Below are 15,431 nucleotides of genomic sequence, written 5' to 3' on the forward strand. Positions count from 1 at the left end.
CAGGATAGCTTATCGGTAGCTAACCGTCCCTCCATCCACATGACCAAGCGTTGCACTTATTATCTGAATTCGCGGTTAACCCTTCCTCCTACACTCTCCACAATCATGTCCGAGCGTTGCACTTATTATCTGAATTCGCGTTCTCAGGATGACCCATGAATAAAGCGTTCTATTATCTGCTGCTGCTGATTTTATTCCCTGTCGCTGCTGTGATTGTTATCACGCCGATGGACAGCCAGAAACAATATATTTTTGGCTTAATCAGTATCGCCATCATGTTTTTACTCGGACGCAGTAAAAGTAATAAAATTTCCATTGTGATGGTGATACTCGCGGCGTTAATGTCCACCCGCTATATTTACTGGCGCGCCACTGAAACTCTGCACTTCAATTCCGAAATTGAAGCCATCCTGGGAATTGGTTTATTCCTCGCTGAACTCTATGTCTGGGTGATTTTAATCCTTGGTTTCCTGCAAACCACCTGGCCATTAAAACGTACCATTGAGCCGCTGCCGGACGATGTCAGCCTGTGGCCGACCGTCGATATCTATGTGCCAACGTACAACGAAAGCCTCGATGTGGTACGCGATACCGTACTGGCGGCGCAGTGCATCGACTATCCGCGCGATAAAATCAAAGTCTACCTGCTGGATGATGGCAAACGCAGCGAGTTTGCCGTGTTTGCCGCGGATGTCGGTGTTGGCTACATCACTCGTGAAGATAACTCTCACGCCAAAGCGGGCAACCTGAACCACGCGATGAAAATCACCAAAGATGAGCTGATTTGCGTGTTTGACTGTGACCACGTGGCGACCCGTACCTTCCTGCAGGCGACGGTAGGGCCGTTCCTGAAAGATCCAAAACTGGCGCTGTTGCAGACACCGCACTACTTCTACTCACCGGACCCGTTTGAACGTAACCTGCGCGCAGCGCGCAGCATCCCGAACGAAGGGGCACTGTTCTACGGCCCGGTACAGCAGGGTAACGATAACTGGAACGCCACCTTCTTCTGTGGTTCCTGTGCGGTTATCCGCCGTTCAGCGCTGGAAGAGATTGGCGGCTTCGCGGTGGAAACCGTCACCGAAGATGCGCACACCGCATTGAAAATGCAGCGTCTGGGCTGGGGGTCTGCGTTTCTGGCGATCCCGCTGGCCGCCGGACTGGCGACCGAGCGTCTGGGTCTGCATATCATCCAGCGTACCCGCTGGGCGCGTGGGATGACGCAGATTTTCCGTGTGGACAACCCGCTGCTCGGCCGCGGCCTGAAATGGCAGCAGCGCCTGTGCTACCTCAACGCCATGCTGCACTTCCAGTTTGGCCTGCCGCGCGTGGTGTTCCTGACTGCACCGCTGGCGTACCTGCTGTTTAACCTGAATATCATCCACTCCTCGGCGTCGCTGATTTTCGCCTACGTGTTACCGCACCTGGTGATGTCGCTGTACGTCAACTCGCGTATGAATGGCCGCTTCCGTTACACCTTCTGGGGTGAAATTTACGAGACGGTGATGGCGTTCCACCTGGTGATCCCAACGCTGATCACCATGCTGTCGCCGAAGCACGGTAAATTTAACGTGACCGATAAAGGCGGCCTGCTGGATGTTGGCTTCTTCGACTTCAACATTGTGCGCCCGCATGTGATTACCGCGGTTCTGCTGACTATCGGCATCGTTGCCGGGATTACACGCGCCATAGCGCATGATTACTTTGGCGTTGACCCGAATGTGGTGGCGCTGAACGTCGGCTGGGCGATTTTCAGCCTGATCATCCTGATGGCGGCGATTGCTGTGGCGCGTGAAACCCGCCAGACACGTAAAACCATTCGTATTGACGTAAAACTGCCGGTGATTATTCACTACGCCAGCGGCATCTCCTCGCGTACCACCTCAGTGGACCTGTCGATGGGCGGTGCACAGATTACGGCGCCGGATAATCGTCATGAAAGCGATGAAATTGAAGAAATTGATGTGTTGCTGAACTCCGGCACTATCAGCATTCCGGTCAGAACCATCAGTGCCAGTGATGGCGTGATCCGTCTGCAGTTTGAAGAGATGCCGTTATCACGCCGTCGTGAACTGGTGCGCGTGGTGCTGGCGCGTGCGGATGCCTGGATCCAGCCGCCGCATAAGCCGGACAACCCTGTGCGTTCGCTGGTAACGATTATCCGTACCGTCTTTGAGCTGTTCTGGCTCACCTGGCAGGATCGTCGTCAGAAAAACAGAGCCAAAAAAGAAGAGGCCAGTCAGGTGCAAGAGGATAACGCGGCATGAAGCAATTTTTTGTCAGGACTCTGCTGGCGACCGTCATTGGCAGCAGTGTCACTCTGAGTGGCGCATGGGCGGTTGAACAACAAAGTGTGACGCAGGACCATGACGCGCTGTCGCAGGTGCCAGCGCCAGCGGATGTGAACAGTGCGGCGGAGCAGAATCTGCGCTCCAGCGCGGGCGTCACGCCTTATGCCCCGGTGGATGCCACGCCGGCGCCGTCATTCAGTGCGCCATTGCCACCGGCAGATACACCGAATGCCACGACTGACACTGCGCCAGCAAGCGATATCACTAACCGTGCTCCAGCCACGCCGTCGGCGGATACGGGTGTCACTGCCAGCCCGCAGGCCGTTCCGCCTGCGGAAACGGATGTGACGACGATGCCGCCTGCCATTCCGTTGCTCAGCAGCACACCGGACACCTCACCGTCTCTGGATGCCGGTACGGCAGGACTGGCGTTCCATCCGGTTTCGACCAGCGTCACCGTGGCGCAAATGGGCCAGCAGAGCGGGATTACCCTGAGCGGCGGCCAGCTGACCTCCGGGATTGTGTTCACCCTGCCGAGCGATCAGGTGATCACCAATGCGCGTCTCGATCTGTCGCTGCATGTGTCGCCTGCGCTGGCGGCGCGTAATACCTCAATTCAGCTGATGCTGAACGGTCAGCCGCTGGGCACGCTGCCGCTGAATGCTTCCGACAGCGACAGCGCCACTTATCAGCTGGATATTCCGTCGGCGATGGTGGTGTCGAGTAACAACCTGAGCTTCAAGATTAACGATGCCGATCAGCTGTTGTGCGAGCGTGACAGTGCCGCGCAATACCAGGTGGTGATCCTGCCTCAGACCCGTCTGTCACTCGAAGGTCTGCAGCTGGATATTGGCACCAGCCTGCGCAATTTCCCGCGTCCGTTTATCGACCCGTTACAGATGACGTCCGCCACGGTGCCAATGGTGTTCCCGGCGACGGTGAACCCGGCGCAGGTCACCGCCGCGGCGCTGGTGTCTTCGTGGATGGGCATTCAGGCCGACTTCCGTGGTGCGCGTTTCCCGGTATTGCGTAATCAGCTGCCGGAGAAAAACGGCATTCTGTTTGGTCAGCCGGGCGATAAAATTGGCAGCCTGACGTTGCCGATGGTCAATGGCCCGACGCTGCAACTGGTGAACAACCCGGACAACCCGACCTATAAACTGATGCTGGTGATCGGTAAAGATGAAGATCAGCTGCGTCAGGCGGCGTACCGCTTAATCCGTGCCCCGCTGACGGTGGATGAGCCTTCTCTCGACGTCGCGGCACAAACCATCCCGATGCGTAAGCCTTATGACGCACCACGCTGGATTAATACTGACCGTCCGGTGCGCCTGAGCGAGCTGCTGCGTAAAGATCAGAGCCTGACCACCAGCGGCATCTGGCACGATGCGCTGCGCGTGAATTTCCGCGCCGCGCCGGATCTGTTCCTGTGGGATGGCGAAACCATTCCGGTGCAGCTGGACTATCGCTTCCCGGCGGAAAGCTGGATTGACGAAAACAATTCGTATCTTAACGTCACGCTTAACGGCACCTTCCTGCGCAACCTGACGGTAAATAAAGTCGGCCTGCTGGAGAATATCTGGCACCGGCTGGGCGGCGATGCGCGTCAGGAAAGCTACACCATGAAGCTGGAGCCGTATCTGATTTACGGTGATAACCAGCTGCAGCTCTATTTCAACATCAAGCCGAAAGCAGATGCACCGTGCGGTGTACTGCTGAACAACAATATTAAGAGCCGCATTGAAGAGAATTCGTCGATCGATCTGAGCAACACGCGTCACTTCGCGATGCTGCCGAATCTTTCCTATTTTGTCGGCGCGTCTTTCCCCTTCTCGCGGATGGCGGACTTCTCACAGACAGTACTGATGCTGCCGACGAAACCGAGCGATGCAGAAATCAGCGCCCTGCTGGATATGGCGGGTCGTGCAGGTAACGCCACCGGCGCGACGCTCGATCACAACCTGGTGATGTTTGGTATTCCGGCGGGAGGCTCCAGCCTTGAACGTCTGAAAAACAGCGATGTGCTGGCTATTTCCACCATGGCGCAAACGGCGTTTAACCAGGAGATGCTGCTGAGTTCGCCGTATAACACTTCTTCGCATACCTTTGGCGTCAAAGAGCCAGGCAGCTGGGAGAAAGCGCGCAGCTGGCTGACCGGCGACTGGTATCGCAAACCGCTGGATGCGGATCGCTACTTCTCCTCGAACGAATCCTGGCGCGGTTTTGTCAGCTATCGTTCGCCGTGGAGCCAGGACCGTCTGGTGGTGATGACCATCGCCAGCAGCGATCAGCAGCTGCTGAACCTGCATGATGACCTCAACTCGGCGCGGATTAACGCCGGTATTCGTGGCGACACGGCGATTATCACCGACGAAAACGGCATCCGCAGCTTCCGCGTCGGGCCGCAGTTCCCGAGCGGTCAGATGCCGTGGTATATGATGATCGTCTGGTATGCCAACCAGCATTCCGTGCTGCTGGCGCTGCTGGCGTTGCTGTTCTCGGTGATCACGGGTGGTTGCACCTGGCTGATGCTGAGACGTCATACCCGTAAGCGTATGGCGCCGTTTAACGATGACAATTCCTCTGGCGAACAGAAGTGATATTACGATGAAAACAACAACCTTAAGCGCCAGAATTCGTCAGGCATTGCTGTTAACCAGCGCCATTGCAGGCGGTGCTTTCGCGCCCGTGCTGCTGGCGGCGGAGAGCAATAATCCGGCATTACAGGCGCTGTTTGACCAGGCAACCTACTGGCACCAGAAAGCGCATGACGATCTGGCGAAAGATGCGCTAAGAAAAATTCTGATGGTGGACGCCAATAACAGTCAGGCGTTGTATCTGATGGCGCTCTATTCGCAGCAGAGTGGTGACAGTGCGGGCGCGGCGCAGTGGCGTGAGCGCCTGAGCCGCGTATCGCCGCAGGACCCGCGCCTTGCAGAACTGGATAACGCCAAACAGCTGCAGTCGATTCCGCAGGCGCAGCTGGAACTGGCGCGTCAGCAGGCGCGCAGTGGCAACGTTAATGCCGCACTGCAGACCTGGCGTAACACCTTTTCCGGCGCAGAGCCGCCAGCCAGCATCGCAGCGGAATATTATCTGACGATGGCGGGTGACCGTAATTTACGCCCGCAGGCGATTGACAGCCTGCGCCAGTTTGCCGCGCAGCATCCGCAGGATGCGGGCGCACAGCTGGCATTAGGCAAGGCACTGACCTGGCAGGAGTCCACCCGTCGTGAAGGGATGCGTATTCTGCAGGGCATGGCCAGCGGTAATCAGGATGCCGACCGTTCACTGCGTCAGGCGCTGCTGTGGCTGGGGCCGCAGCCGGATGACGCCGGTCTGTACCAGACCTGGCAACAGCGTCACCCGCAGGACACCGCGGTGATGGACTATTTCCGTAAAAATGTCGGCGGCGCAGAGAAAGGCCGTGGCTTTACCGCGCTGAACAGCGGTGACCTGAGTGGTGCGCAGAGTTCCTTTGAAGAGGTGCTGAAAGCCAACCCACAGGATGCGGATGCGCTGGCCGGTCTCGGTTATGCGGCGCAGCGTCGGGGCGATTATGCGGCGGCGGCGGATTATCTGGAACGTTCTGCGCGTCAGGGCGGCGATAACAGCCAGCAACGCCAGCAGCAGGCCAGCGACTCCCGTTTCTATGCCCAGTTAGCGACCGCACAGCAGGCGCTGAAATCCGGCAATCTCAGCCAGGCGCTGAGCATCAGTGAACCACTGGCGCAGGCTGAAGGCGAGAAAGGTCAGGCAGCAAAACTGTTCCGCGCGGATGCGTTACGTCGTAATAACCAGCTGGAGCAGGCGGAGCAGACGTACCGTTCGGTGTTGCAGAGCGATGCCAACAACCGCCCGGCGAAAGAAGGTCTGTTCTATGTGCTGCGCCAGCAGAACCGTACCGCGGAAGCCAATACTTTACTGGCCTCGCTGCCTGCCAGCGTACGCGAAGCGGTAACGCCGCGCGCGGTGCCGACCAGCGAGCCGGTCCGCCAGCAGGCGAAACAGGCGCTGGCGGCTGGCAATCCGCAACAGGCGATTGCCGTGCTGCAGCAGGGTATCCAGCGTTTCCCGAACGATGGCTGGTTGCGTCTCGATCTGGCGCGTATTTATCGCAGCCAGGGTGACAGCTTTGCTGCGGCGAATACGATGCAGCCGGTGTTCCGCAATGGTGCCAGCACCAGTGAGCTGTACGCGGGCGCACTGAACGCCAGTGAAACCGGGGCATGGCAGCAGGCGAATACGCTGTTGTCCCGTATTCCGGCGCGTAGCCAGAACGCCGAGATGCGTCAGCTGGCGCAGCGCGTGAACTTTAACCTGCAAATGGCGACGGCCGATCAGTATCTGCAACAGGGTTCCAATGCGGCAGCGGCCAACACTCTGCGTGCGCTGGCGGCGAATCCGCCAGCGAATCCGGCGGATGCCGGTAAGCTGGCACAGGGTCTGGCGCAGGCGGGCGATATCTCGACCGCCGTCTCCGTGGTACGCAGCAATATGCAGCGTGGCGTGCAGGGCAACGCAGGTGACTATGCGGCCCAGGTGGCGGTGCTGAATCAGGCGGGTCTGAATGCGGAAGCGCAGAGCTTCCTCAGCAGCCCGGAACTGCAGTCGCGCAGTACGCCAACGCAGCTGGCGGGCATTCGTAATGGTTACGTGATTAATGAAGTGGACCGTCTGCGTGAGCAGAAACAGTATGCGGCGGCGTACGATAAGCTGGTCACGGCACTGCAAAACGATCCGCAGAACAGCGATCTGATGTTCGCCATGGCGCGGTTGTATCAGTCCGGCAAGATGAACAAAGAAGCGGGCGTGGTGTATGACTATCTGATGACGCGCGATACGCCAACCCAGGATGCCCGCGTGGGCGCGATTAACGTCGCGCTGGCGGAAGATGACGTGCCGAAGGCGCGTTCTCTGGCACAGGGTTTGCGTGGCGAGCAGACGCCAGAGCGTCTGTTACTGATGGCGCGTGTGGCGGAAGCGAATGGCGATCATAACCAGGCGTTAGGTTACCTGCGCACTGCGCGCGGCAAGATGATTGGCTTGCAGGGCGCGGAAACCGGCAGTACGCCGGTGGTGGGTGGTCTGGCGATGTCGGATAATCCATTTATCAACCGTTCGACCATTGGCGTGCAGCGTTCACCATCGGCTTATGGCTCCGTGATGCCATGGCAGCGCGCACCGGATGCCGTCAGTTATCGTGATGTCGATGGTCAGTCGACGGCGGCGGTCGATGTCCCTGCCGTGCAACAAAGCCGTACGCTGAAAGAGATCACCACCATGATGGACGATCTGGAAGAGCGTACCGGCACCTGGGCGCAGGGCGGCGTGCAGATCCGTGGCCGTGATGGCGAATCCGGCCTGAGTAAGCTGACGGAAGCGAAAGCGCCGCTGACCTGGTCGAGCGTGCCGTTTGGCGATTCACGCTTTGAATTTACCGTCACGCCGGTGACGTTAAGCGCAGGGACGGCCAGCGGTGATGCATGGCGTCGTCTGGGCTCGAATGCGGGCACCAACGCGGTACAGAATCTGGTGACCACCATTAACAGTGAAATCACCAGCATCAGCAATTTAAGTACGACCGATCTGGCGACTTTCCGCGCCGCGAACCCGGAAGTGGCGGCGTATTATGACTCCGTGGTGGCTGCGGGCGGTACGGTATCGTTTGACGATCTGAACCCGCTGACGTCAACCGGGCTGAGCAACATTACCGCGCTGAATAACAACACCGCGCTGAAAAACTACCTGATTGCGTCCAATAACAAGCCCAACACCAGCACGGCGCCGACCGATTCCAGCGATTCGCAGAGTGCCGCTGGCGTTGAGCTGAACCTGGCGCTGACGGGTGGCAATTACAAAATTGATATCGGCAGTACACCGCTGGGGCAGGATCTCAGTACGCTGGTCGGTGGCGTGAAATGGGCGCCGAAGCTGACGGATTACCTGACGCTGATCCTGACCGGTGAACGCCGTGCGGTCACCGACAGTCTGTTGTCGTATGTCGGTACTGAAGACCGCACTTCCGGCAAGAGCTGGGGTCGCGTGACCAAAAACGGTGGTAATGCCTTACTGAGCTATGATGATGGCGATGCCGGCTTCTATGTTGGCGCCGGGGCATACAGTTATCTCGGTGAAAACGTGGCCAGCAACAAGAGCCTGCTGGCAAATGCGGGTGCGTATGTCAGGCCGTTCCATTATGCCGACCGTGAACTGAAAACCGGTATCAGCATCAGCTGGATGGACTTCTCGAAAAACCTGAGCTACTTCAGCTATGGCCAGGGCGGTTACTTCAGTCCGCAGGACTACGTCAGCGTCTCCTTCCCGGTTGATTTTATGCAGAAGTATGACGATCTGACGGTGAAAATCGGCGGTTCCGTCGGTTATCAGTCGTACAGCCAGGATAAGAGTGCTTACTTCCCGAATAACCCGGAATGGCAGTCGTTTATGGATAACATGGTGTCGTATGGCTTTGCCAAAGAGTCGTACTATTCTGGCACGAGTAAAAACGGCATCGGCTATAACTTACATGCTGGCGCGGATTATAAGGTGAACAGAAAAGTCACCATTGGCGGCGTGGTGGGTTACGACACCTTCGGCGATTACAACGAAAGCACGGCGCAACTCTATTTCCGCTACATGCTGGGAGACAAATAACCATGAGTCAACAGGATAACGCGCCACTGCGCACGCACGCACATCAGCCAGGCTGGTTTGATCTGGTGAGTGAAATTGTGCGTGGCATGCTGGAAAACGCGGGCGAGCAGGAGAGACATGCGTTTTTACGTCAGATGGGTGAGCAGCTGGCGCGGCGTTATCCGCTGGCGGCGGCGCAAACCGTGCAGGAGCTGGAAGTGCAGGTCAATCTGACGCTGTCGCGCTTCAACTGGGGATTTGTCGATCTGCAGCCGCAGGAGAATGCGCTGCTGTTTACGCATATGGGGTTACCGGAAGGGGATGGCTCGCTTGAGGCTGTGCACTGGCGCGCGGCGCTGGGTGCGGTGCTGACCGGGTTGTACGCCGCCTGGCTGCTGGCGCAGGGCGGCAGCGCCGAGGTGCCGCTGGTGTGCGACGCGGCAGGTGAAGATGGCGCATTGCGCTTCCGTTATCAACATATTCAGTCGTGAGGTCATTGACGTGAAGTTTGTCTGGCGCCAATGGGTAGTGATGATGTTTTTTGCGTTGTTTAGTGTGCAGAGCATGGCAGCAGATGGCTGGAGCAGCTACAAGAGCCGTTATCTGGCATCTGACGGGCGTATTCGCGATACCGGGAATAACAACGTCAGTCATACTGAAGGTCAGGGGTACGCCATGTTACTGGCGGTGGCGAATGACGATCGTCAGACGTTCGACCGCCTGTGGCAGTGGACTAACGCGCATCTGAGCAACAGCCAGAATGGGCTGTTTTACTGGCGTTATAATCCGGCGGCGAGCGATCCGGTGGTCGACCGCAATAATGCCTCTGACGGTGATGTGCTGATCGCCTGGGCGTTGTTACGTGGCGGCCAGAAGTGGAATGTGGCGGAGTATCTGCAACAGTCCGATAAAATCCAGCGCGCGATTGTGTCGCACAATGTTATTACGTTTGCCGGGCGCACCATTATGCTGCCGGGCGCGCAGGGGTTTAATAAGAACAGCTATGTGATTATTAATCCGTCCTATTTTCTGTTTGCCGCGTGGCAGGATTTTGCCGATCGCAGCCATTTGCAGGTGTGGAGCAAGCTGATCGAGGACAGTTTTGATCTGCTCGGTGAGATGGGGAATTTCGGCAGTTCGGGTTTGCCGCTCGACTGGGTGGCGCTGAACGCCGATGGTTCGCTGGCACCAGCGATTGCCTGGCCGCCGCGCTTTAGCTATGACGCGATCCGCATTCCGCTTTATATCTGGTGGTATGACCCGCAGAGTCTGCGTCTGGCACCGTTCCAGCGCTTCTGGTCGAACTATTCCCGTTTGCAGACCCCAGCGTGGATTAATGTCAGCAGCAATGAAGCCGCGCCTTACAATATGGCGGGTGGCTTGCTGGCTGTGCGTGATCTGACGATGGGCGATACCGGTCAGCTGAGCGATCAGCTGGATGCGAAAGAAGATTACTATTCCGCCAGTCTGCGTTTGCTGGTCTGGACGGCGTGGAAGCATCGCTAAGGCGCAACTGACAGCGGTGCGGGTCCGGTGCTGATGCCGTGAAAGTCTGGTGCAGGTTCCGTGCCTGCACCGGGAGCACGGGCAGATCGGAAAGTCGCTGTTCGTCATCCCTGACCGCTCGGCCCACGCCATCCCTGGCGTGGGACGCTTTCCTCTTCTGCCCGTGTTCCCTGTGCTTCAGTTTCAGATGTCGTCTGAGTCTGGGGATATTTTGGGCTATTGTTACCATCCCATCAGCAGTTTTCCGCAGCTGTACACCAACCCCATAACTGCCACCAGCAATAAAAACAGCGCTGCCAGCAGGCGCACGGTGCGTTGTCGGGCGGTAAAAAATGCATGGCGCATCAGCCAGATATACGTCAGTAAAATCAGCAGGTCCATCACCAGCCAAATCAGCGCCAGCAGCGTCATGCTGGTGCTAAATGATGGCGTAATGGCAATAAACTGCGGGAAAAAGGCGACAAAAAACAGGATATCTTTCGGGTTGGCGATACCCACCATAAAGCCGCGCAGAAAACCGGAAGGTTGTGGCGCAGCGGCATGATCAGGCGCGCCGGGCCGCCGCAGTTCCGCCAGCGACTGCAGCGCTATCCAACCCAGCAGCAGGCTGCCTGCCAGGCTGAGGAGGTGCAGTAACAGGGTGCTGAGCTGAAACACGCCAGCGATAATCAGTGCCGCCGCGGCAATCAGCAGCAGCGATGCGCCGTTGGTGCCCAGCACCGTCAGCAATGCCCGCCGCGTGCCGTCGCGGCAGGCGCTGTCGGTGACCAGCGCCACCACTGGCCCGGGGGTGATAATCAGTAAAAAGATCGCCACGATATACAGTGACAGGAGTGAGAGATCCACGATAGTTCCTGATGTCTGAGTGATGCGCCATTATCAGCAGCGGGTTGTGGCTTGAAAAACGGAAAAAACTGCGGTCTGATGTGAGTAAAACTCATTAAGGATGATGCGATGAAGCGGCTTCCTCCCCTCTATGCTTTACGCGCGTTTGAACAGGCCGCGCGCTATAACTCGTTTACGCTGGCAGCAGAGGCGCTGTCGATCACGCCAGGCGCCGTCAGCCGCCATATTAAAACTCTGGAAGCGGATTTCGCCTGCCAGCTGTTTGTGCGTAAGGGCACGCGGGTCGAGATCACCACGGCGGGAGAGCGGCTGGCGCTGCAACTGCGTGAGGGGTTCCGCACCATTGAAAGCGCCTGCGATGCCTTTCAGCGTCACGGTGGCGATCTGCGTTTAAAAGCAGCATCGACGCTGACTATGCGCTGGCTGCTCGATGTCCTGCAGCGCTTTCATGAGGAAAACTCATCGCTGCGCGCCCAGCTGACCAGTGTGTGGATGGATATCGATCAGGTGGATTTTCAGCGTGAACCCTATGACTGTGCCATTCTGCTGGGTAATGGTCACTTTGGCGCTGGCACGCAGAGTGCGTTGTTGTTCAGTGAGTGGCTGATCCCGCTGTGTGCCCCGGCACTTGCGTCACAGGCACAGACGCGGCTGGATCAGTGCGAGCTGATCCATCCTTCCGCGGACCGGCGCGACTGGCGGCGTTGGCTGAAGCGCAGCGGGTACACGCCGCAGCTGGATATTCAGCGTGGTAAGGTGTTTGATTCGCTGGAGCAGGGCAATATGGCGGCCATCAGTGGTCATGGTGTCAGTGTCGGTGATTTGCTGCTCAGTCAGGCGGCTATTCGTCAGGGGCTGCTGGCGACACCGTTCCCGCAGGCAGTTAGTACCGGGGACGGCTATTATCTGGTCTGGCCGGAGAACAGCCAGCGCCAGCGCACCATCGGTCTGTTGCATCGTTTTTTGCTGGAGTATCTGCCGCAGAATACCTTGCCAGGGATCGCTTTCCTTTCGTCTGGATGATCGTAACAGCATCAGGCAGGTGGAGAAATAGATATCTGAAGGCAGATGAAACGTTAATAGCAAAATGGACGGAAATGTAATAGTAAAATGGACGGTATTTAAATAGAAAATAAGACGGATATTTAATCGTAAAACGGACGGTTGATTAATAGTGAAATGGACGGTAGGGTAAACAGGAAACGGACGGAGTCTTTTCACTATGAATTTATACCCTCGTCACATTCAGTACCGACTGGAAGAAGCGCTAAACGATACCCCAGTTGTCTGTCTTTTGGGACCACGGCAGACAGGAAAATCCACATTATGCCAGCAGGTTACCTCAGACAGGCGCTATATAACATTTGATGATCAGACGCTCCTTCATGCTGCACGACAGGACCCAACTGGATTCATGCAAAGTCTGCCTGAAAATGTTGTTTTGGATGAAATTCAGCGTGTGCCAGAGCTGCTTTTAGCTATCAAGGCTGAAGTCGATCGTTATCGTAAACCTGGGCGTTTTCTGCTTACAGGTTCAGCTAACCTGTTACTGCTGCCGAAGATAAAAGAATCTCTTGCTGGGCGTATTGAAATTCTCAAGTTACAGCCGCTAACTGAGCTGGAAAAAGAGCAGAAAACGCCGTGTTTTTTAGAACGTCTGTTCAGCCAGGATTTGTCAGCCAGCATCAGTGCTACGCAGCAAGAGTTAAGCGGTATTGCTGAAAGAGTGTGCTGTGGTGGTTATCCGGAACCGAACACCCGTTCCCCGGGCAGGGCACGCCAGTGGTTCAGGCAATATCTCCAGACCATCGTGCAAAACGATGTAAAGGATATCGCCAATATCCGCGATGAAGATGAATTACTCCGTCTGGCGGAACTACTGGCGCTACGTACCGGTAGTCTGCTCAATACAAATAGCCTCGCCAGTGACCTTAAGATCCGTCACGAAACCGCTGAAAAATATATCAGTATTCTTGAGCATCTCTTTTTAGTCTATCGGTTGCCCGCCTGGCACAATAATCAGGCTAAGCGATTGATTAAATCCCCTAAATTGCATCTGGCAGACAGTGGGTTAATCGCTGCTCTTAATAATCTGAAAGCGGAAGAGTGGCATAATTATTCGCATAACTTTGGCTCAGTTTTTGAAAGCTTTGTGATTCAGCAGATTCGTACACAGGCTGACTGGTTGGCTGAGCCTGTCAGGCTCAGCCACTATCGCGATAAGGACCAGGTCGAAGTCGATTTAGTGATTGAGCATGGACGGGATGTTTACGGTATCGAAGTCAAAAAAGCCGCCAGTATCCAGTCTAAAGACGGTGAAGGTTTACAGCGCTTGGCCACTCAGGCAGGTAGCAATTTTAAAGGCGGTGTTTTGTTGTATTGTGGTAACAACGCGCTGCCATTAAAAACGGCGCATTGTATTGCTGCCCCCGTCGACTGGTTATGGCGTAACGATTTTTAGCTGACTCAGGCAACGGCTGAAACATGTTCTGTCTGTGACGGTGCATTCAGCAATGACTGCTGCGCCAGTTTGCCGAGTGCGCTGAACATCAGTGTCATCGCCGGGATACCCATCTGCTGCCCGCACCACCAGTGCTTCGCCAGCAATAGCAGACAGATCTGGGTGAGGCAGGGAAAATGGTGGATGAATCGGTCGCCATATACAACAGTGAGCGTCCTCACCTGTCGCTAAAATACAAAACGCCTGATGAGGTTCATCAGGCGTTTTAAGGCAACGAAAGTGTCAACCTATGCCAGGACGAGTCACTGCCGCCCGGCAAGACTTAGGTTTTACTACTGCGGATAAGCTACCCAGTCGCCGCCATTGAGCCGTATAAAGGGTTTGCCCTGATACATCATCACCACTGCGTTATCATTTTCCGACACCACGGCGCTCTGTGGCAGGTTATCGGTCAGCACTGCCATATTGACGTTGGCGGCATTGAACACCTGGCCATCGACCACGCGTGAGACCAGGTCGGAGAGCGCCAGCAGGCTGGTTGGCGTATCCACCACGGTTGGCTGCTGTGGATGCGGCGCTTTCATGCCGGCGAACTTGATGCCGACCGGTACATGAGTAATCGACGGGCTGGGGATATCCCGCAGACCGGACATCTGCATTTTATCGCCCTCTACCGCTGCACCATGCTCCGGCACCACGATCACCATCACGCGACGGCCCGATTTATCGAGATTAGTCAGGAACGCATCCAGCTGATCAAACAGCTGTTTTGCCCGCGGCTGGTACGCCGCGGTGCGTGTGCTGCCCAGCTCACGCGTGCCGTCATGCAACGGGATCAGGTTGTAGTAAGTGGCGCTGCGTGCATCGCTGCTTTTCTGCCGCTCATCCAGCCAGCGCTGCATTAACTGCGCGTCGTTATACACCGGTGAGCCATCAAAGGAGGTGTATGCCGCGGCGACCCCCGTTTGCGACATTAGCGGCGCCTGCATATTGCCGTCATCACGCAGCTCCTGCAGGAAGCCGCCAAATGCGCCGGTGTGATCCAGCATCAGCTGCGATTTAAAGCCGAGGTTCGCGAGGTTGTCGAACAGGTAGCACTGCTTATTCGCGGGCTGATACAGATCGTGATGCGAACTCTGGCCGCAGCTGGCGCGCAACAGGCGAATACCGGCCGGGCCGCTGTAGGCGGTGGCGGCATTGTAGTTGTTCAGCATAATATCGAAGTGCTTCCACAGCGGATGGTTACGCAGCTGCACCGCGTCCACATCTGACCAGGCCAGCGAGCAGATATTAATCACCAGCACATCAAATGGCACCGAATCCGGCGACAGGGTGTCCGGGAAGTGGGTCACGCGCTGTTTTTCCTGCTGATAGAACGCATTGAGATACGCCGTCAGATTGGCGCTGGTCGGTGGCGCAGACTGATCAAGTGCGCTGGCGCTGGTGGCGGCCTCGTGATTCGCCGGAGTATCGGTGTTCAGCACCGCTTCCGGCGTCGCGGCTTTGTCGGGTAGCAGTGAAAAGGCGGGACCGGCGATATTGACCACGTTGATCCACAGCAGCAGCAGCGACACAATCACCGTTACGCGTATCCACTGGGCGATAAACAGGTAGATCGCGAATTCAGATAATAAGTGCAACGCTTGGTCATGTGGATGGAGGGACGGTTAGCTACCGATAAGCTATCCTGC

At 56.7% G+C, this 15,431-nt stretch carries 9 protein-coding genes and 2 pseudogenes; 8 read left to right on the forward strand and 3 right to left on the reverse strand.

The genetic code is table 11. From position 1 onward, the window contains the following. Positions 1–155 precede the first annotated feature (155 nt). Genes bcsA through ACSZO1_RS17265 form a run of 5 tightly spaced genes read left to right on the forward strand, consistent with a single transcriptional unit; the run spans position 156 to position 10,433 of the window. On the forward strand, positions 156–2,267 hold the full coding sequence (gene bcsA / locus ACSZO1_RS17245; protein WP_437614787.1) for a UDP-forming cellulose synthase catalytic subunit: 2,112 nt from the start codon (positions 156–158) through the stop codon (positions 2,265–2,267). Next, positions 2,264–4,891 (forward strand): cellulose biosynthesis cyclic di-GMP-binding regulatory protein BcsB, encoded by a 2,628-nt coding sequence (gene bcsB / locus ACSZO1_RS17250; protein ID WP_437614789.1) that lies wholly within the window; start codon positions 2,264–2,266, stop codon positions 4,889–4,891. Before bcsA ends, bcsB begins: the two co-directional genes overlap by 4 nt. Positions 4,892–4,898: 7 nt before the next feature. Then, positions 4,899–8,948, forward strand: a complete 4,050-nt coding sequence (locus tag ACSZO1_RS17255) for a cellulose synthase subunit BcsC-related outer membrane protein (protein WP_437614792.1) — start codon at positions 4,899–4,901, stop codon at positions 8,946–8,948. A gap of 2 nt (positions 8,949–8,950) precedes the next feature. Further along, positions 8,951–9,418, forward strand: coding sequence for a cellulose biosynthesis protein BcsD (bcsD, locus tag ACSZO1_RS17260; protein ID WP_437614794.1), 468 nt, complete (start codon positions 8,951–8,953; stop codon positions 9,416–9,418). After that, positions 9,378–10,433: a glycosyl hydrolase family 8 gene (locus tag ACSZO1_RS17265; RefSeq protein WP_437614796.1), complete on the forward strand. Its 1,056-nt coding sequence runs from the start codon at positions 9,378–9,380 to the stop codon at positions 10,431–10,433. Before bcsD ends, ACSZO1_RS17265 begins: the two co-directional genes overlap by 41 nt. 222 nt (positions 10,434–10,655) lie before the next feature. On the opposite strand, the gene ACSZO1_RS17270 is transcribed toward ACSZO1_RS17265, so the two are convergent. Further along, positions 10,656–11,279 (reverse strand): LysE family translocator, encoded by a 624-nt coding sequence (locus ACSZO1_RS17270; protein ID WP_437614798.1) that lies wholly within the window; start codon positions 11,277–11,279, stop codon positions 10,656–10,658. Between the two features lie 108 nt (positions 11,280–11,387). Between ACSZO1_RS17270 and ACSZO1_RS17275 the strand changes: the two genes are divergently transcribed. Next, the gene (locus ACSZO1_RS17275) at positions 11,388–12,302 is read left to right on the forward strand and encodes a LysR substrate-binding domain-containing protein (RefSeq protein WP_437614800.1); all 915 of its coding nucleotides are present in this window, start codon (positions 11,388–11,390) and stop codon (positions 12,300–12,302) included. Between the two features lie 199 nt (positions 12,303–12,501). Continuing rightward, complete coding sequence (locus ACSZO1_RS17280) at positions 12,502–13,740, forward strand: ATP-binding protein (RefSeq protein ID WP_437614802.1); 1,239 nt, start codon at positions 12,502–12,504, stop codon at positions 13,738–13,740. Between the two features lie 5 nt (positions 13,741–13,745). Here the strand turns inward: ACSZO1_RS17280 and ACSZO1_RS17285 are convergent, their stop codons facing one another. Beyond that, on the reverse strand, positions 13,746–13,886 hold the full coding sequence (locus ACSZO1_RS17285; RefSeq protein ID WP_437614805.1) for a hypothetical protein: 141 nt from the start codon (positions 13,884–13,886) through the stop codon (positions 13,746–13,748). Positions 13,887–13,895: 9 nt separating this feature from the next. Here ACSZO1_RS17285 and ACSZO1_RS17290 point away from each other — a divergent pair. Continuing rightward, positions 13,896–14,009 (forward strand): annotated as a pseudogene (locus ACSZO1_RS17290) (integrase core domain-containing protein); the annotation flags it as partial. Positions 14,010–14,072: 63 nt separating this feature from the next. Here the strand turns inward: ACSZO1_RS17290 and bcsG are convergent. Beyond that, a pseudogene (gene bcsG, locus ACSZO1_RS17295) lies at positions 14,073–15,356 on the reverse strand (cellulose biosynthesis protein BcsG); the annotation flags it as partial. Between the last annotated feature and the right edge of the window lie 75 nt (positions 15,357–15,431).

The sequence above is a fragment of the Erwinia sp. V71 genome (assembly GCF_965644245.1).
Classification (GTDB): Bacteria; Pseudomonadota; Gammaproteobacteria; order Enterobacterales; family Enterobacteriaceae; genus Erwinia.